The organism is Metabacillus bambusae (assembly GCF_017497975.1).
Lineage (GTDB): Bacteria > Bacillota > Bacilli > Bacillales > Bacillaceae > Metabacillus > Metabacillus bambusae.
Genome location: NZ_JAGDEL010000014.1, coordinates 81,249 through 100,058, shown reverse-complemented (window position 1 = coordinate 100,058; position 18,810 = coordinate 81,249). Strand labels below are relative to the sequence as shown.

General features: G+C 34.9%; 16 protein-coding genes. All 16 read left to right on the top strand.

The window, feature by feature from the left end:
* Positions 1 to 260 precede the first annotated feature (260 nt).
* The 16 genes from I7822_RS17650 to I7822_RS17575 all read left to right on the top strand — a co-directional run bounded on the left by I7822_RS17650 (position 261) and on the right by I7822_RS17575 (position 18,776).
* On the top strand, positions 261 to 1,244 hold the full coding sequence (locus tag I7822_RS17650; protein WP_207980422.1) for a LacI family DNA-binding transcriptional regulator: 984 nt from the start codon (positions 261 to 263) through the stop codon (positions 1,242 to 1,244).
* Between the two features lie 296 nt (positions 1,245 to 1,540).
* Positions 1,541 to 2,497, top strand: coding sequence for an ABC transporter permease (locus tag I7822_RS17645; RefSeq protein WP_207980421.1), 957 nt, complete (start codon positions 1,541 to 1,543; stop codon positions 2,495 to 2,497).
* A gap of 18 nt (positions 2,498 to 2,515) precedes the next feature.
* Positions 2,516 to 3,424 (top strand): carbohydrate ABC transporter permease, encoded by a 909-nt coding sequence (locus I7822_RS17640; protein WP_243459525.1) that lies wholly within the window; start codon positions 2,516 to 2,518, stop codon positions 3,422 to 3,424.
* A 45-nt stretch (positions 3,425 to 3,469) separates the two neighbouring features.
* Positions 3,470 to 5,101 (top strand): ABC transporter substrate-binding protein, encoded by a 1,632-nt coding sequence (locus tag I7822_RS17635; RefSeq protein ID WP_207980459.1) that lies wholly within the window; start codon positions 3,470 to 3,472, stop codon positions 5,099 to 5,101.
* A gap of 89 nt (positions 5,102 to 5,190) precedes the next feature.
* Positions 5,191 to 6,687: a glycoside hydrolase family 32 protein gene (locus tag I7822_RS17630; RefSeq protein WP_207980420.1), complete on the top strand. Its 1,497-nt coding sequence runs from the start codon at positions 5,191 to 5,193 to the stop codon at positions 6,685 to 6,687.
* Positions 6,688 to 6,716: 29 nt separating this feature from the next.
* Positions 6,717 to 7,319 carry a YesL family protein gene (locus tag I7822_RS17625; protein ID WP_207980419.1) on the top strand — a complete coding sequence of 201 codons (603 nt, stop codon included), beginning with the start codon at positions 6,717 to 6,719 and terminating at the stop codon, positions 7,317 to 7,319.
* Positions 7,320 to 7,639: 320 nt separating this feature from the next.
* Entirely contained in the window at positions 7,640 to 8,137 is a 498-nt protein-coding gene (locus I7822_RS17620; RefSeq protein WP_207980418.1) for a TRAP transporter small permease, read from the top strand.
* 1 nt (position 8,138) lies between these two features.
* Entirely contained in the window at positions 8,139 to 9,434 is a 1,296-nt protein-coding gene (locus I7822_RS17615; protein WP_307847794.1) for a TRAP transporter large permease, read from the top strand.
* A 62-nt stretch (positions 9,435 to 9,496) separates the two neighbouring features.
* A complete protein-coding gene (locus tag I7822_RS17610; RefSeq protein ID WP_207980417.1) occupies positions 9,497 to 10,522 on the top strand; it encodes a TRAP transporter substrate-binding protein in 1,026 nt (341 codons plus the stop codon).
* Between the two features lie 91 nt (positions 10,523 to 10,613).
* A complete protein-coding gene (locus tag I7822_RS17605) occupies positions 10,614 to 12,428 on the top strand; it encodes a sensor histidine kinase (RefSeq protein ID WP_207980416.1) in 1,815 nt (604 codons plus the stop codon).
* 13 nt (positions 12,429 to 12,441) lie between these two features.
* Positions 12,442 to 13,182, top strand: a complete 741-nt coding sequence (locus tag I7822_RS17600; protein ID WP_207980415.1) for a response regulator transcription factor — start codon at positions 12,442 to 12,444, stop codon at positions 13,180 to 13,182.
* 800 nt (positions 13,183 to 13,982) lie between these two features.
* On the top strand, positions 13,983 to 14,981 hold the full coding sequence (locus I7822_RS17595; RefSeq protein WP_207980414.1) for a TRAP transporter substrate-binding protein: 999 nt from the start codon (positions 13,983 to 13,985) through the stop codon (positions 14,979 to 14,981).
* A 41-nt stretch (positions 14,982 to 15,022) separates the two neighbouring features.
* A complete protein-coding gene (locus tag I7822_RS17590; protein WP_207980413.1) occupies positions 15,023 to 15,544 on the top strand; it encodes a TRAP transporter small permease in 522 nt (173 codons plus the stop codon).
* On the top strand, positions 15,541 to 16,809 hold the full coding sequence (locus tag I7822_RS17585) for a TRAP transporter large permease (protein WP_207980412.1): 1,269 nt from the start codon (positions 15,541 to 15,543) through the stop codon (positions 16,807 to 16,809). Before I7822_RS17590 ends, I7822_RS17585 begins: the two co-directional genes overlap by 4 nt.
* 168 nt (positions 16,810 to 16,977) lie before the next feature.
* Complete coding sequence (locus I7822_RS17580; protein WP_372442172.1) at positions 16,978 to 17,826, top strand: transketolase; 849 nt, start codon at positions 16,978 to 16,980, stop codon at positions 17,824 to 17,826.
* Positions 17,826 to 18,776 carry a transketolase family protein gene (locus I7822_RS17575; protein ID WP_207980457.1) on the top strand — a complete coding sequence of 317 codons (951 nt, stop codon included), beginning with the start codon at positions 17,826 to 17,828 and terminating at the stop codon, positions 18,774 to 18,776. The genes I7822_RS17580 and I7822_RS17575 overlap by 1 nt, the downstream gene beginning before the upstream one ends.
* The last annotated feature ends 34 nt before the right edge of the window (positions 18,777 to 18,810 follow it).

Genomic DNA, 18,810 nt, shown 5'->3' with positions numbered 1-18,810 from the left:
GCTAGTTCAGAAAGGTTTTTTATAAATTTAGTTCGAAATGGAATTCACGATTTATTTTCTAGATGTTTAAACTTGCTAGGAACGTTTTACAGAACCTATTCATTTTCCTTAGAAGATAGTATTAAAAAATAGTATTGTCGCTTTCATCTTAAAATATGGTAAGATTATTATCGGAAAATAAAGAATTCAAATACTATATATTTACATTATTTAAAGTTTATATCACTTTTCTAAAAATGAAACATGGAAGGAGGTTTAATGTGAAACCGAAAATTGAAGACGTTGCCAAACATGCTGGTGTCTCACCAACAACTGTTTCTAGAGTATTAAATAATCGCGGATATATAAGTGAAAAAACGAGAAAAAAGGTTCAGGAATCAATGGAATATTTAAATTATTTTCCTAATGAAGTTGCGAGGTCACTATTCATTAAGAAAACACATTTAATAGGTCTTATTTTCCCAACAACAAATAACCCCTTTTACGGTCAGCTTATTTTTCATTTGGAAAATACATGTGCATCTTTAGGGTATAAGGTTTTACTTTGCAACAGTCAAAATCGTGAAGATAAAGAGACAAACTATGTAAAAATGCTCCAAAGAAATCAAGTTGATGGAATAATTGCTGGAGCACATAATAGGGGAATTGAGGAATATGACATACCAAAACTGCCAGTTGTCGGAATTGATCGCTACTTATCAAGCACAATCCCTGTTGTTTCAAGTGATAATTACAATGGTGGTAAGCAAGCTACTCAACTATTACTTGATAAAGGATGTAAACATATATTTCACATAAATGGTCCAGACTTTTTAGAGACTCCAGCAAACTTGAGAAGAAGGGCTTATGAGGATGTGATGAAAAGTAATCACTTGAACCCTATAACATATGAATTCCCATATAGAGCAACTGTGGAAACAGTTCAAGAGATAATAATAAGGCTATTTAATGAAAATCCTCAAGTTGATGGTATTTTTGCTAGTGATGATTTAATCGCTTCAAAAGTAATAAGAGAAGCTAAAAAAAGGAAGATTAACATCCCGGCTGATCTGAAAATCATAGGTTATGATGGTACTGAGACAACAAGATTGTTATTACCTGAATTAAGTACAGTGGAACAACCCATAAAGGAAATCGCTGAAAAGGCGGTTGAAATATTAATCCAACAAATAGATGGTCAGCATGATGACATTCAACTAGAAACGATCTTACCTGTAAAGCTTATTGATAGTGAAACGACGTAGAAAGTAAGTGGGTGAATCATCCCACTCAAGCTTTCTCATAAAACAGTAAATCAAACCCATAAAATTTTTTTGAATTATATGTCATCCGGTTGACATATGAAACCGGATGACATATAATTCTTTGTAAGGGATTACATAAAATTTTAGGTTTTACGCTTAGGTCATTTTGTAAGCATGTAGGGCGTGAAAAATGGTGATAAGGAAAGCTGTTACTATATGTAATTCTCTTTCTTGTAAGATCGATAGTTATGAAGATAATAAGCAATAAAAAAACAATTTGAAAGTGAGGAAAGGATATGAAAGCTGAGGTAAGGACGCTACCATCTTTAGATACTCATGCAAAGGCTAATAAAAAGCTACAATTCAAAAAAATGTTAAACAATTACCAGCTCTATTTATTTTTATTGCCAGCTCTTATTTATTTTATCGTTTTTCATTACTACCCAATGTATGGGGTATTAATTGCATTTAAGGATTTTATAGCAACGCAAGGAATTATGGGGAGTCCTTGGGTAGGATTTAAACACTTTGAGCGTTTTTTCGATTCTTACCAGTTTTGGACTTTGATCAAAAACACACTTGGACTTAGTGGCCTACAGCTAATCATAGGATTTCCTCTTCCAATCATTCTGGCCCTAATGATGAATCAAATTAGGCATGAGAAGTATAAACGCTTTGTTCAAACAGTTGTATATGCTCCTCATTTCATTTCTGTAGTTGTACTATCTGGTATGATTTATGTTTTCTTTTCAAATAATGGACTTATCAATAATATGATTATGATATTTGGCGGGGAATCCATTTCTTTTATGTCTAAACCAGAATGGTTTAAACCGTTATATATTGGATCAAGTGTATGGCAGGAAACAGGATGGGCGGCGATTATTTATCTTGCAGCTCTTGCGGGTGTAAGCCCTGAGCTACACGAGGCAGCCGTAATGGATGGAGCGAACAAATGGCATCGGATTTTACATGTTGATATCCCGGCAATTATGCCAACAGCAGTCATTCTACTAATCTTGTCAGTAGGGAATATGATGAATATCGGTTTTGAAAAGGCTTACTTATTACAAACACCTTTAAACCAACCAGCAGCTGAAATTATTCCAACATATGTTTATAAGATGGGTTTACAGCAAGCTCAATATAGCTTTGCTGCAGCAGTTGGATTGTTTAACGCTGTTATTAACTTAATTTTATTGGTAGCAGTTAATAAGTTTGCTAAGAAATTATCTGGTCAAGGACTTTGGTAAAAAGGAGGTTAAAAGATTATGAGTTTACTAGCAATGAAAAGAACAACAAGACGATCAAAAGAAGATAAAGTCTTCGATTTGATCAATATATTCCTCGTCGCAATTATGGTTATTTTAGTTGTTTACCCACTTTACTTTATTGTCATTGCTTCAATTAGTAATCCTAACATGATATACGAAGGAAAAGTATGGTTTTTACCAAAAGATATCACGTTTGAGGGATACCAAAGGATATTTAACGACAGCAAGATTTGGCTAGGATATAAGAACTCAATTATTTATACATTTGTTGGAACAATTGTAAATGTTACTTTTACATTAATGGCAGCGTATGCATTGTCACGAAGGGATTTATATGGAAGAAACTTAATTATGTTTTTGTTTCTATTTACGATGTTCTTTTCTGGAGGGTTAATTCCTACTTATTTAGTAGTTAAGGATTTAGGCTTACTTAATACGATGTGGGCTTTAATTCTACCTAAAGCTGTAGCTGTGTGGAACGTTATTGTTGCTCGAACCTATTTCCAAACTTCGATACCGAACGAGCTGTTAGAGGCCGCAAAAATGGATGGTTGTTCTGATGCAAAATTCTTTTGGAAGATTGTTGTGCCTTTATCAAAACCAATTGTTGCAGTTATGGTTTTATTTTATGCAGTTGGGCATTGGAACTCTTACTTTGATGCATTAATTTATTTGAATAATGAAGATTTGTATCCGCTGCAATTGATTTTACGAAATATCTTAATTCAGAATGAAGCATCAACTCAAATGATTAGTGATCTTGATTCACTTGCAGCAAAACAAAGAGTTTCAGAGCTAATTAAATACGGTGTGATCATTGTAGCTTCAATTCCACTATTAATCTTGTATCCATTTGTTCAAAAGTACTTTGTTAAGGGAGTTATGATTGGTGGAATTAAAGGTTAATGAATAAGCAAGTTCTTTAAGGGGGAAAATGAAATGATTAGATCCATGAAAAGAAGTATAGAAAGAAATAAGAAAAAGAAAACATCAGCAATTTTAGCCATCGGTTTAAGTACTGCACTTGCATTAACTGGTTGTTCAAGTAACGATACAAGCAGTAAGGCGAAAGAAGAAGCTGCAACATTTAATGAAACAGGGTTACCAATTGTTGAAAAAGAGGTGACATTAAATTTTGTTTCTCCAAAGGCAGCGTTAGCTCCTGATTACTCTGAAATGGTTATTTTTGATAGACTTCAAGAAGCAACAAATGTGAAAATAAAGTGGGATAATATCCCTGCAGATGGATACCAAGAAAAGAAAAATCTATTACTAGCAAGTGGTGATTTACCAGATGCCTTTTATGCTTCTGGCTTTACAGATAAAGATCTCATGCAACATGGACAAAACGGAACCATTATTCCTTTAGAAGATTTGATCGATAAATACGCACCAAATTTAAAGAAATTATTTGAAGAAAGACCAGAATTAAAACAGATGATAACAGCACCAGACGGGCATATCTATTCATTACCTCGTGCTGAAGAGATGGATTTGGTCGGTATGCCAAATATCATGTATATTAACCAAACATGGTTAGATAAACTAGGACTTGAAATGCCGACAACATTGGAAGAATATCATGATGTGCTAAAAGCTTTCAAAGAGAAGGATCCAAATGGAAATGGTAAGCAAGATGAAATTGGTTTAACGTTCTGGTTTAATGGCTGGTGTGGAAATGAAGGAGATTTAATCGGTTTATTTGGTCTTCCGGATTCACCATTTGAAGCTGATCACCGAGTTGTACGAGACGGTAAGGTGATTTATGCTGCTACACAACCAGAATATAAAGAAGCAATTTCTTATTATCATAATTGGGTGAAAGAAGGATTAATTGACCCTGAGGTTGTTACACAGGATACTGCACAATTATTTGCAAAAGGGAAAACAGAAGATCCTTCGTTAGGTTCATTTATTTGGTGGGAAGATACAGAGGTAGTTGGCCCAGATCGAGTTAAGGATTATGCTGTATTACCACCATTAAAAGGAAAAGATGGAGAAATAAGAGTTGGACGTTCTAATCATTCAGAGTATGGACGAGATGCTTTTGTTATCACATCAGCAAACAACAATCCAGAAATTACAATGCGTTGGGTCGATGAATTATATGAACCGAAAATGTCTGCTCAAATTAACTGGGGGCCTGTTGGAGAAATCTATGAAGAAGATGAGAATGGTATGTTAGTTAACAAAGAATTGCCTGAAGGTGTGGCTATGGGGGAATTTAGACAAAAGGTGGCTCCAGGTGGACCATTCGTCGTATTAAAAGAACATTTTGACACGGTTGTAGATATGGAGCCAAGAGCAAAAGAACGTCTAGAAATACTTGATGAATACTATAAACCACATATGGTAGAGGAGAATTATCCACAAATCTTCTTTAGTAATGAAGAGCTTGAAAAGATTAACACAATTGAACCTGAAATAAAGGAATTTGTAAAGCAGAAGGAAGCTCAATGGTTAATTGAAGGTGGAATTGAAGAAGAGTGGGATGATTATGTCGCTCAATTAGAAGATATGGGCTTAAATGAATTGATGGAAATTTATCAAACAGGGTTAGACCGCTTTAACGAAGAGTTATGATGTATTCTTTCCAGAGGCCAGATGTTTCTTTTTATCTGGCCTTTAAAACGTTACTAATAACAACTTAGGGAGAAAGGAAGAAAAAATCTATGAACAACATTGAGATTGAGCAAAAATATTATACAGAACGTTATCGTCCACAGTTTCACTTTTCACCTGAAGCTAACTGGATGAATGACCCAAATGGAATGGTGTATTATGACGGAGAATATCACTTGTTTTATCAATACCATCCAAATGGAATAACTTGGGGACCAATGCATTGGGGACATGCGGTAAGCAAGGATCTTGTTCATTGGGAACACTTGCATATTGCACTTAAACCAGATGAGCATGGGACCATTTTTTCTGGAAGTGCAGTTGTAGATTGGAATGATACATCTGGTTTTTTCAACGGGAAGTCAGGGTTAGTTGCAATCTTTACTCATGCTGATCTATACCCTGAATCAGAACGTCCAAGACAAAGACAGAGTATTGCTTATAGTCAAGATAATGGTCGTACATGGATGAAATATGAAGGAAATCCAGTTCTAGTAGATGAAACGATTACTGATTTTAGAGATCCAAAAGTGTTCTGGCATACAGAAACAAAGAACTGGATCATGATATTAGCTGCAGGTCAGACCGTTAGACTATATACATCAGTTGATTTGAAAACGTGGGAATTTGCGAGTGAGTTTGGTGAGGAACATGGTTCACATGAAGGTGTTTGGGAATGTCCAGACCTTTTTGAATTGGAGATTGATGGAGATCAAAATAATAAAAAATGGGTGTTATTTTTAAGTATTGGTGATGATCCAACTTATGAAGAAGGATCGAGAACTCAATATTTTATTGGTGACTTTGATGGAAAGACATTTACAAATAATCATTCACCAGATACCATTCTCTGGATTGATCGAGGCCGAGATAATTATGCAGGAGTCAGCTGGTCAGATGTTCCAATTGAAGATGGGAGAAGAATTTATGTTGGTTGGATGAGTAATTGGAGATATGCAAATGTAACCCCAACAAAAGAGTGGCGTAGTGCGATGACGATTCCTAGAGTTCTTTCATTAAAAACGCTAGAAAATGGAGTTCATTTAGTACAAACTCCTGTGAAAGAATTACAAACAATTCGCGAAAATCCTATCACGATTACAAATAAAACAATCATCCCTAACGACAATCTTCTATCAGATTTAAAAGGCAATGCTTTTGAAATAGTAGTAGAATTTGAACTAGGTGGAGCACATGAATTTGGGTTCAAGGTGTGTAAATCAGATAGTGCTGAAACGATTATTGGATATAATGTAGAAAAGAAAAAGTTATTTTTGGATCGTACTAAATCTGGAGATTCTAGCTTTAATAATTCGTTTGCAGGAATACATGATGGTGAATTAGTTCCGAAAGACAATAAAGTTAAATTGCATATATTTGTTGATTGGTCATCTGTCGAAGTATTTGGAAATGATGGTGAACTAGTGATAACAGACTTAATCTTTCCACATGAGAACAGTCAAGATCTAGAAATGTATGCTAAAGGTGGAAATGTAATAATAAACTCCTTAGAACTATATACACTAAAATCTACTTGGAGTAAATAATTCAAAATCTGTAATAGGGGGATGAAAGAATGATTGAAAATAGACTATTAAATACGCTAACTACAATTGTTGATTATTTTCTTTTGAATTTATTATGGGTTTTAACCTCAATCCCCCTATTTACGTTTTTTCCAGCAACTACCGCAATGTTTGGTGTGATCAGAAAACGACAGTTACAAAAGGATTCTCAGGGGATTATAAAAGATTACTTTGCCATGTTTAAAGAGAATTTTAAACAAAGTTTGGTTATATCTATCTATTGGGGTTTAGTAGCTATTTTTTTATATTTTGATTATATGGTTATTCATCCTGATAACTCCATCATCCAACTTATCCTTTATATCGTTTTAATAATAGGTTTCGTTTTGTTCTGTTCGATCTCTATTTATCTTTTTCCAACAATGGTGCATTTTGAATTAAGCTGGAAAATAGTGATAAGAAATGCTTTCTTCTTTTCTCTTATGAATCCGATCTTAACGATTATTTTATTACTAATTGCAGCAATAGGTTTGGCAATTATATATACGTATCCAGCGATGATATTTATTGTAGGTAGTCCGTTAGCGTATATGATTTATTACATGAGTCAGATATTTTTTAATCAAGTTGTGATGAAAAAGGAAATGGATTAGCTTAAGTGCATAATGGTAGCTTGTCTAGAAATATAGTTATTCCAATTTCAGTAGCCTTCAATCCTATATGTATTTATTAAATTAGATTCAGAGAAGGGGGTGGGGATTTAAGCCCTCTGGAAAAAAAAACGCTAGTTCAGTAATTAAACACTGAATCTAGCGTTTTTTTTTTGAAGGCTATGTGTAAGCCCTATTCAAACAACTTATTGATCATCAAACTAAAAAAAACACAAATTCTCCTAAAGAAATCACATTCAAATGATTCTGAATCATACGTAAAATAAAGGTATTGAAAACGCTTTCTTACAGGAGGGATGCATATGAAATTAGTCAAAAAATTTGGGCTAATCATCGATTCAATTTTTGAGAATTTTGCTCTTTTGTCACTACTTTCATTGGTTATTATCGTTACCACACAAGTAATGACACGAAAATTATTTAACTTTGTCTTTTTTTGGTCTGAAGAAGTCACCCTTTTATTGCTGAGCTGGTTTGCCTTCATGGCAATTGCGATCGGCTTTCGCGAAAATATCCACTTGGGAATCGACGCGATCACGAACTATTTTTCGAAGGGTGTTAATAAGGTTCTAGATAAAGTCATTGATACGAGTATATTTGCCTTTGGTTTGTTTCTTGTTTATCAAGGCTGGGGCTTTGCAATCCTTATGTCTGAATCAACTCTTCCTGCAACAAAATTACCTACGAGTGTACAATATCTCATTATACCGATTGCCGGTGTCATGATCTGTGCATACGCAGTATTACAGTTTTTTAATATTAATACGAATCGTCACCAAGATATAGAGGAGGGGAATTAAAGTGCCTACTGATTACATTGCGATTACGATTTTAATTGTAAGTTTTATTGGTCTAGTGTTGCTTCGTTTTCCAATTGCGCTGACACTTATTGCATCATCGCTTTTGACGATTATTTATGTAAAGGTTCCTCTTGCTATAGTTGGACAACAGATGTTTCAGGGAGTCAATTCCTATTCCTTACTGGCAATTCCATTCTTTATCTTGACTGGTCATATCATGAGTGAAGGTGGACTAGCATTGCGGCTTGTAAACTTCGCAAACCTATGTGTTGGAAGATTTCGTGGTGGTCTTGCGATGGTAAATAGTGTTGCCTGTATGTTTTTCGGTAACATTTCTGGTTCTGCTGTTGCAGATGCTTCCTCTGTCGGATCTGTTATGATTCCAATGATGAAGAAACAAGGCTATGATGCAGATTATTCTGTAGGTGTTACCATATCTTCTGCGATTCAGGGTGTAGTTGTACCTCCTAGCCATAACTTAGTGTTATACTCACTTGCAGCGGGAGGAGTTTCAATCGCAAGTTTGTTCATGGCTGGCATTGTGCCTGGATTACTTTTATTAGTAACCCTAATGATTACAGGTTATATCATTGCAAGAAAACGTGGTTATAAAAAAGGGGATTCGGTTCCTAGAGAACAATGGGCTGGTATTATTTTTCATGGAATACTTTCTCTCACACCGGCGATCATTATTTTGGGTGGGATCGTCTCCGGCTTGTTTACGGCAACAGAATCTGGGGCTCTAGCATGCTTGTATTCTTTCATATTAGCATTTGGCGTCTATCGAGAAGTGAAAATTAATAGAATCTCGACAATTTTGAAAAGAACGATGCGAACAGTTTCTATGGTGTTTTTCCTCATTTCTGCATCTGCTGCATTTGGTTGGCTTTTAGCCTATTTACAGATACCAGGAATGGTAACAGATTTGTTTTTGAATATATCAGATCATCCGATTATTATTTTATTAATTATTAATATATTACTCCTTTTGCTTGGTGCGCCGATGGATATGGCACCTATGATCTTAATCATGACCCCAATCCTGCTTCCAGTCGTTACAAATTTTGGGATGGATCCAATTCATTTTGGCATTATTTTAATACTCAATGCAGGTTTAGGACTGTTAACTCCGCCAGTTGGAACGGTGTTGTTTGTAGGATGTGCGATTGGTAAAGTTTCGGTTCAACAAGGTACAAAAGCCATGTTACCATTCTTCTATGCAATGTTGGTTGTATTATTAATTATTACGTATATTCCTGAGGTTGTCTTGTGGTTACCAAATCTCTTGGCTAAATAACTAAAGGAATTGATCAAATAAACAAAAGAAAAACTATCAAACTATTTAAGGGGTGTGTTAAGATGAAGAAAAAATTTGCAGTGGGTATAATGGTAAGTCTATTTCTTACAAGTTCGATTTTGACTGGTTGCACAAGTAGTTCAAGTTCATCTTCAGAAGGTAATACTGAATCAGAAAAAAAAGCAGAATATACATTCCGATTGGCGGATACACATCCACCTGACTATCCAACTGTAGTTGGTGACATGAAATTTGCTGAATTGGTGAATGAAAGAACGGATGGCCGAATCAAAATTGAAGTTTTTCCATCCGCACAATTAGGGGAAGAGAAGGCTGTTATTGAACAAGTTCAACTAGGGGCAATCGAATTTACGCGAGTGAATGCTAGTCCTTTGGCAGAGTTTAATAAAGAGTTGTCAGTTCTAAGTTTGCCATATGTATTTGATTCTGACGAACATCTCTGGAACTTTCTAGAGGGAGATATGGGGAGTCAAATGTTAGATAATCTAGAGGATTCTAAGATGATAGGTCTTGCTTATTATAGTTCTGGAGCACGAAGTTTTTATTCTAACAAACCTATTAAGAGTATTGAGGATATGAAAGGACAAAAAATTCGCGTTCAGCAAAGTAAAGTAAACATCGACCTAGTATCAGCTTTAGGGGCAAGTGCAACTCCAATGCCATATGGTGAGGTTTTTAGTGCACTTGAGACAGGAGTTATTGATGGTGCCGAGAATAACTATCCAAGCTTTGTTTCATCAAATCATTTTCAATCATCTAAAAATATGATTTTGGATACTCACCAAAGAACGCCTGAAGTTCTATTAATTAGTAAAGCTGCTTGGGATAAGCTATCAGAAGAAGATCAAAAGATTATTAAACAAGCTGCTCTTGATTCTGTTAAAACACAAAGAGAAACTTGGGATAAATGGGAAAAAGAATCAGAACAGACGTTACGTGATGCGGGTGTAACGATTACAGAAGTAGATGATCTTACTCCATGGAAAGAAGCTGTTAAGCCTGTCGTTGAGCAATATGGAAGCGAATTCAAGGAAATAATGAGTGCGATCGATGAAGCACGTAAATAAATGAGGAGAAAGTAAATTCCAGGTCCTATTCGGCCTGGAATTTACTCATTTTGTAAAAGGTAGTTTAATGAGGGGGAAGAAAAGGAATGTCATGAAAAATATAATTGAAAATACTAAAAAAATCATCCAATATAAAAACCATTCTTTTATGACGAAGCTTTTTATTTTCTCTAGTTTTTTAGTTATTCTCCCTATCATTTCAGTGGGATTAATCTCCTATTATATTTCTTCCGTTGAACTAAAAGAGGAGGCAACACATTATAACTTGCAAGTAATTGAACAAGTAGAAGCACGAATTGAGGATTATATAAGGGATTTTGATTTAACAAGCCTTAAAATCGTTAACTCACCAGATCTAATTAACTTTTTAAAATTACAGTCGATGTATGAGGATGAAGATGGCGAAATTAGAGAATCGGTTCGGGAGCTCCTAATAAATGCGCAGTATTCAAGACCTGACATATCTAATATAACAGTTTATTTGGATAACAATGCTCAATTCATTGATCTACTAGGAAACAAAAACTATTATCCAACCTATAAGATGAAGAATGAATATTGGTATTCTACCGTTCCTCAGAATGGGTTAGCTATTCTGGTCAGTCGAACTCTTAAATTAAAAGACAAAGAAGTACCTGTAATTTCACTTGTTAGACGGCTTTATAATCCTGAAACATTACAACATGTTGGCATGTTAATTATAGATATTAACTTTAGGAGATTTAATGAATTTTCAAATAAAGTCACTCCTGGAAATAATGGATACTTTTTCATTTTAGACGCTAATGATCATTATGTGTATCATCCTAATCAGTCTATTCTTGGTGATAAAGTGAAAGTGAGTGGGTTAACTAAATTACCATCCGAAACGAATGGCTCAATCCTGCTGGAAAATGAAAGGAAAGACTTTTTTACATATACCCAATCAAAGGATCTTGGTTGGACATTTTTCACGGCAATTCCTTATCACGATTTAACAAAAGGTACAATCCTGATCAGGCAGACGATCCTATGGACAATCGTTATTTCATTGATTATCGCTTATTTAGTAGGATATGTTTTTGCAACCGGTCTTCTTAGGCCAATTAAGAGGTTACATCTATTTATGAAAAAGGTTGAAGTAGGTAAACTTGATTCAAGGGTAAAGGTTGAAACAAATGATGAAATTGGTCAATTATCGGTAGGGTTTAATAATATGGTTCAAAAACTATCTGGACTGCTTGAGGAAGTATATTTTGCTAAATTAAGAGAAACAGAAATGTCATTGCGACAAAAAGATATTGAGTTAAAAGTTTTGCAGTCTCAAATCAATCCTCACTTTTTATATAATTCATTAGAAACGATAAGGGGAATGGCTCTAGAAATAGAACAAGAAAATATCGCAATCATGTCCTCTTCACTTGGGAAGTTACTTCGTTATAATTTACGAAATACCTCAACTATTGTTACATTACAAGAAGAAATGAAGTTTAGTGAAATGTACTTGCAAATTCAGAAGTTCCGTTTCGATAGCCAGTTTGAATGTGAATTTAATATACCTAAATGGGCAAAGAAATTAACGGTTGTCAAGTTTACTTTGCAGCCATTATTAGAAAATTGCTTTTTACATGGCTTTCGGTCAAATTCCAACATAATCAAGATCGACATTTCAGTTCATAAAGATACTGAATCCTCTTTCATCATTGAAGTTAGGGACACTGGTGTTGGTATCTCAGAAGAAGAACTCCGAAACATTCTTTTTAATCTTAAACATAGAGAGATTACGGATGGTGGAACGAGTATAGGAATTGTCAATGTTCATCAAAGGATAGTAAAATCTTTTGGCTCAGAATACGGAATACAACTGACGAACAACCTTAACGGGAGAGGTACGGTTGTGAAGATTCGCATGCCAATTATTGAGTAAAAGAGGGATACTGATGTTCAGCATTTTACTGGTAGATGATGAAAAATGGGTTCGTACTACTCTTAAATGGTCGATAAAACAATTAAACCTCCCATTTCAGATTTCACATGAATGTGCGAATGGGCTAGAAGCTCTTGATTGGATAAAACAGAATGAAATTGATTTAATATTTACAGATATCAGTATGCCTATCATGGATGGACTTGCATTTGTGAAAGAACTACGCCAATACAATGGAGATCAGGATGTTATCGTCATTAGTGTTCATGATGAGTTCCAATTTGTACAGAAAGCAATTCGAAATGGAGTAACTGATTATCTTCTTAAACCTATTGAAGAAAATGATTTGAAATTTTGTTTAGAAAAGTGGATAAATAAACGGAAAGGGGAGGAGGAAAAAAAGAACGATGCATTTGATGTAAATGAAGAACTTCCATCCTCTACAATAGAAAAAGTACTGCAATATATTGAGAAAACACCATTAGCACAAATTAATCTTAAGGAAGCTGCGGAAAAAGTTCACATGAATCCTAGTTACCTAAGTCAATTGTTCAAACAACAACTTAACAAAAAGTTTGTTGATTATATAACAGAGATAAGAATGAAAGAGGCTAAACGGTTATTACTTTACACTTCTCTGCGAATATCTGAAATTGCTGAAAGAGTGGGATATTCTGATTTAGCGTATTTCAGTAACAATTTCAAAAAAATAACCGGTAGTTCGCCATCAGTTTTTCGTAAATCAGCAGATTAATCTGCAGTACAGTACGATTATTGCAGAACAGCTACCTATCAATAAAAACGTAAGGGCTTGCTAGCCTCCACTTTCCATAAGTAGAGGTTGTTCAATTTGGGCTAGTAAGTCCTTATATGTGTAAACTTATCCTGTATAATTTTTACTGTAAGAACAAAAAATAAAGCACTCTCAATGGGGGCGGGGGTTCGAATCCTTCTCACAAATTATTAAAGAAAACGCTAGTCCAGTATTTAAACACTTAATCTAGCGTTTTTTTTCTATTATCGCAAACTTTTTACTATTTACCTAGTAGTGCGGTGTGGTTGATTGCAGCGAGAGATGCTAGCTTTCCGCGGGGCGGGCGGTAGGCACATTTAACATACTTTTGACATGACAAGTGTACAGAGCATAGTTGAAAATATAAAATTTATAAAAATGATTGACAATTGTAAGCGTGAAAAGTACACTTTAAATACAGAGTGACTTAGTAGACAAGTAAACAAGTTTGGATTGATAGTGTGTATGGACTAATGTGTACATTAGTTTGTAATCATAGGAATTTATTATTTATCAGTTTTAAATGAAAGGGGTTACTTTTTTCTAAGTGAGGGTGTTGCGGAAAAGCCAATCAGGATATACCATTAAAGAAAAACTTTTAAGATAGTAAATGGTATGAAATGTAAGGGTTTTCAGTGCTTTATTCCAATAATTTGAACTATGAAATAAATAGTTAGCAAAACTTTATTTCACAAGTAAAAATGAATCACCTAGGCTATTCAACTTGTATACAGAATTTTAACTATGGGGTGGGGATATAAATGAAAGCGATTCAAAACATAATGATTTTTGTAACTGCAGGACTAGCTCTTAGTATATTAGTAGTTTTATTTACTACTAGTAATGCTGTTGGATCAGATGATGTTACCTTGATAAGGTTTGGTCATGGTGCAGTAGAATCAAATGAAAGACATTTAGCTGTTTTGAAATTCAAAGAGTTAGTAGAAGAAAAATCACAAGGTGAAATAAAAGTTCAAGTATACCCTAATGAGCAACTTGGCTCTGAAGCAGAAATGATAGAAAGTGTCACCTTCAATGACCTTCAAATGGTAGCTGCTAGTGCATTTAGTCAATACGATCAAAGAATAAGTGTGTTTGAACTACCATATCTCTTTGATTCCTATGAAGAAGCTTGGAGTGTTTTGGACGGTGAAATTGGACAGAGAGTAGCAGAACCTTTATTAGAAGACGGTTTAAGAGTAATAGCATATTTCGAGAATGGGTTTCGTCATGTTACTTCAAATGTACCAATTGAAAGTCCTGATGATCTAACAGGACTGAAAATTAGAACTCCAGAGTTCCCATTATCAGTTAGTACCTTCAAGGCACTTGGTGCCAATCCGACACCGATGGCATTCGGAGAATTATATATGGCATTACAGCAGGGCACAGTTGATGCTCAAGAAAATCCAATTGCAAATATTTACGCAAGTAAATTTAATGAAATTCAAGATTATCTAAATTTGACTCGTCATCAATACATGCCATTACCTGTAGCAATAAGTGAAGAATTTTGGCAGACACTCACACCTAAGGAGCAAGACATTATTAAAATAAGTGCAAGAGAAGCTGCACAGTTCCACAGAGATTTATTAAGAGAAAATGAAGAAACGATGCTAGATGAGTTACAAAATGCTGGTATGGAGATTATTCAACCAGATAGCGAAGCTTTTAGAGAAAAATCCCAAAGTGTCTATGAATCCTACAAGAACAAGTTTGGTGAAGATTTTGTTAATACTATTTTGAGAGCGGTTGAATAAAGAGTGGAAGGTTTTGTACTTAATTTTGAGGAGGATTTTAAATGAAAGTCATCACTTGGTTAGACAAACATTTAGAAGAATATATTTTAATCATACTTAGTATTTTCACAGTAATTATTGTTTTCACACAAGTTTTTATGAGATATGTACTAGGTGAGTCTCTCACATGGTCAGAGGAGGTTGCTAGGTACGTATTTATTTGGATGATCTATATCGGAGTCAGCTATGGAGTGAAAAAAGGAGAACACCTGGGTGTGGATGCCTTTCCAATGTTGTTTGAAAAAAAGGGGAAAATCATCATTGATATGATCGCGAGTTTCTCATTTTTTGTTTTTGCAGTTGTCATTACCTATTATGGTTTTGACATTGTCTTAAAGGTGACAAGGGAATCTGCTGCGTTAGGGTTACCTCTTGGATGGATATACGCTGCACCAGTCGTAGGAATGCTTTTAACTGCAATCCGTCTTATTCAAAAAATGGCCCGGTTGGTAATTGAGTATAAAACATTAAATCGCAACGAGTGTCAAGAACAGACTGAGTTTCAGGAGGGGAAAATTGTATGACAAGTTTTGTGTTATTTGGTAGCTTTTTCTTGTTTATGATCCTTTCTGTCCCTATTGCTATTTCTTTAGGTTTAGCAGGTCTTATTACGGCTATCTATTCACCCAATATTTCAATTACATTTTTGACACAAGGATTAGTGACTTCAACAGATAATTTTGCGTTAATGGCTATCCCATTTTTTATCCTAGCTGGTGAAATAATGGGGAAAGGTGGAATATCTACGCGTCTATTCAATTTAGCTAATATATTCGTTGGACGTTTTACCGGCGGCTTTGCAATAGCGGCAGTTATTACCTGCATGTTTTTTGCAGCTATATCTGGTTCTGGTCCAGCAACAGTTGCTGCTGTTGGTGGTATTATGATCCCAGCGATGGTAGCACAGGGATATGATCGAAAATTTGCTACTGCTGTAATCGTAACAGCAGGTTCTTTGGGAATCGTCATTCCTCCTAGTATACCGATGGTCCTTTATGGTATTGCAGGTAATCAGTCAATCGGTGATTTATTCTTGGGTGGTATCCTCCCAGGGATCTTAATTGGCGTTTGTTTAATCATATGGTGTTATTACTATTCTAAAAAGAAGGGGTATTCTGGAACAAAAGAAAATTTCAATTTTAAAAAGATGTTCTCTGCTTTAAATAATGCTAAATGGTCTCTTTTAGTACCAATTATTATTTTAGGTGGAATTTATGGTGGTATTTTTACTCCAACAGAAGCAGCCGTTTTCGGTGTGGTATATGCAGCTTTTGTTAGTTTATTCTTGCATAAAGAAATCAAAATAAGCCACTTCCCAGAAATTCTTGCAAAAGCAGCTATGAGTTCAGTTTCTATATTAATTATTATTGGTACAGCAAATGCATTTGGTACTATTTTAACAATGGAGAAAATACCACAAACAATTGCAGAATCATTTTTATCGCTTTCAGAAAATCCGATTACTATTATATTTATTATCATTATATTGTTATTAATTATCGGATGTTTTATTGATACATCAGCAGCAGTCATTATTTTTACACCAATTCTTTTCCCAGTAGCAGCTCAAGTAGGACTAGATCCTATCCATTTTGGAATTATCATGATTGTTACTTTATCGATCGGTTTTATTACCCCGCCACTTGGAGTGAATTTATTTGTAGGTTCAGGAATTTCTGGTTTAAGTATGCCTTCACTCGTAAGGGGTGTTGTTCCATTCTTTTTTATCATGCTAATTAGTTTGACCATAATAGCCATCATTCCTCAGTTAACACTGTTATTACTGTAAAGAGAAGGATACGATCCTTCTCTTTTTTTGTGTAATTTTATAAAAAAATATTACGAAAGTTTGTTCACTTAGTAGACAAGTAAAGTCTGAGTGTGTATACTACAGATATAAGTTAACTTGTATTACAAGTGAACAACATTACAAATCTAACTTTCTATTAAATCTTTAATTGAGGTGAAGAAGATGAAAAATATAAGTATTGAAGAACTAAAAGACATAGCCATTGAGATGAGGAAAACAGCTATAACAATGATTCACAAAGCACAATCAGGTCATCCAGGAGGATCACTTTCTGCAGCAGATCTTATGACAGCTTTGTATTTTAAAGAAATGAATATTGACCCAAATAACCCTACTTGGGAAGACCGTGACAGATTTGTTCTTTCAAAAGGGCATGTTTGTCCTATACAGTATTCTGCCTTAGCTTTAAAAGGTTATGTCCCATATGACACAATCTACACATTAAGAGAGTACGGTTCTCCTTTCCAAGGACATCCAGATATGAAAAAATGCCCTGGGATCGATATCTCAACAGGATCATTAGGGCAAGGACTTTCATGTGGTGTTGGAATGGCAATAGCGGGAAAAAGAGATAAGAAAGATTATCGGGTTTTTTCTTTAGTAGGCGATGGTGAATGTCAAGAAGGCCAAATTTGGGAAGCAGCACAGACTGCAGTGAAGTATCAATTAGACAATTTAGTTGTATTTGTAGATAATAACCGACTTCAGATTGACGGTTTTTGTGATGAGATTATGCCGCTCCAAGATTTAGAAAAGAAATTTGAAGCATTTGGATTTGAAACAAAACGAATCAATGGACATTCAATGGCAGAAATTATTGAAACGTTAGATGAAATAAGAGTTGCGCAAAATGGAAAACCAAAATGCGTTGTACTTGACACGGTGAAAGGTAAAGGTGTTTCTTACATGGAGGATGTTGCTGACTGGCACGGGGTTGCTCCTAATGATGAAGAATACAAACAGGCAATAGCTGAAATCGTAGGGGGGTTAAAATGATGAGCATTATAGAGAAAACGCTAACAACAAAAAAAGCAACGAGAGAAGCTTTTGGGGATGAAATTGTAAAGTTAGGTAAAGAGAATAAAGATATTTATGTCATTGATGTTGATATTGCAAAATCATGTAAAACGAGCAATTTCATTAAGCAATTACCTGAGCAACATATCAATGTCGGAATTGCAGAACAAAATGCTGCTGGTTTGGCTGCAGGACTAGCAACAACTGGTAAAATCCCTTTTGTAAGCACTTACGCTGTATTTGGTTCCTTAAGAATGGCAGAGCAAATTAGACAAGAAGTTTGTTATCCAAATTTAAATGTTAAAATTGCTTGTTCCCACGGGGGACTAACGCCAGCCAATGATGGAGGAAGTCACCAAGCTATAGAGGATATGGGCGTTTTAAGAAGTTTTCCAAATATGACTGTCATCATGGGTGCAGACTACTTTTCTACTAGAAAATTAGTAGAGCAAGCAGCAAAAATGTATGGTCCTGTTTATCTTCGTTTCACAAGAGACACAATTCCAGTAATTTATGATGAGAACGAAGAGTTTACAATTGGAAAAGCGAAAAAAATTAAAGAAGGGCAAGATATTGCCATCATTGCCAATGGTGATACTGTCCATTTAGCAATAGAAGCTACAAAGGAGCTAGAAAAAGAAGGTATTTCTGTAAAACTCTTAGATATGCATACGATTAAACCAATAGATCGTGAAGCTATCGTTGAATGTTTAGACATTGGACGTTTAATTACAGTTGAAGATCACAATATTCTAAATGGTCTTGGAAGCGCTGTATGTGAAGTTGTTGCAGAAGAAGGTAAAGGAAAAGTGAGTAGAATCGGGGTTCAGGATCAATTTGGTCAATCTGCTCCATATGAAAAGTTAATGGAACTTAATGGAATTACTGTTAGCGATATCATTAAGACTGCTAAAGAAATGCTTCAATAGAAAAATATAAAATAAGTAAACTACTAACTTAGGA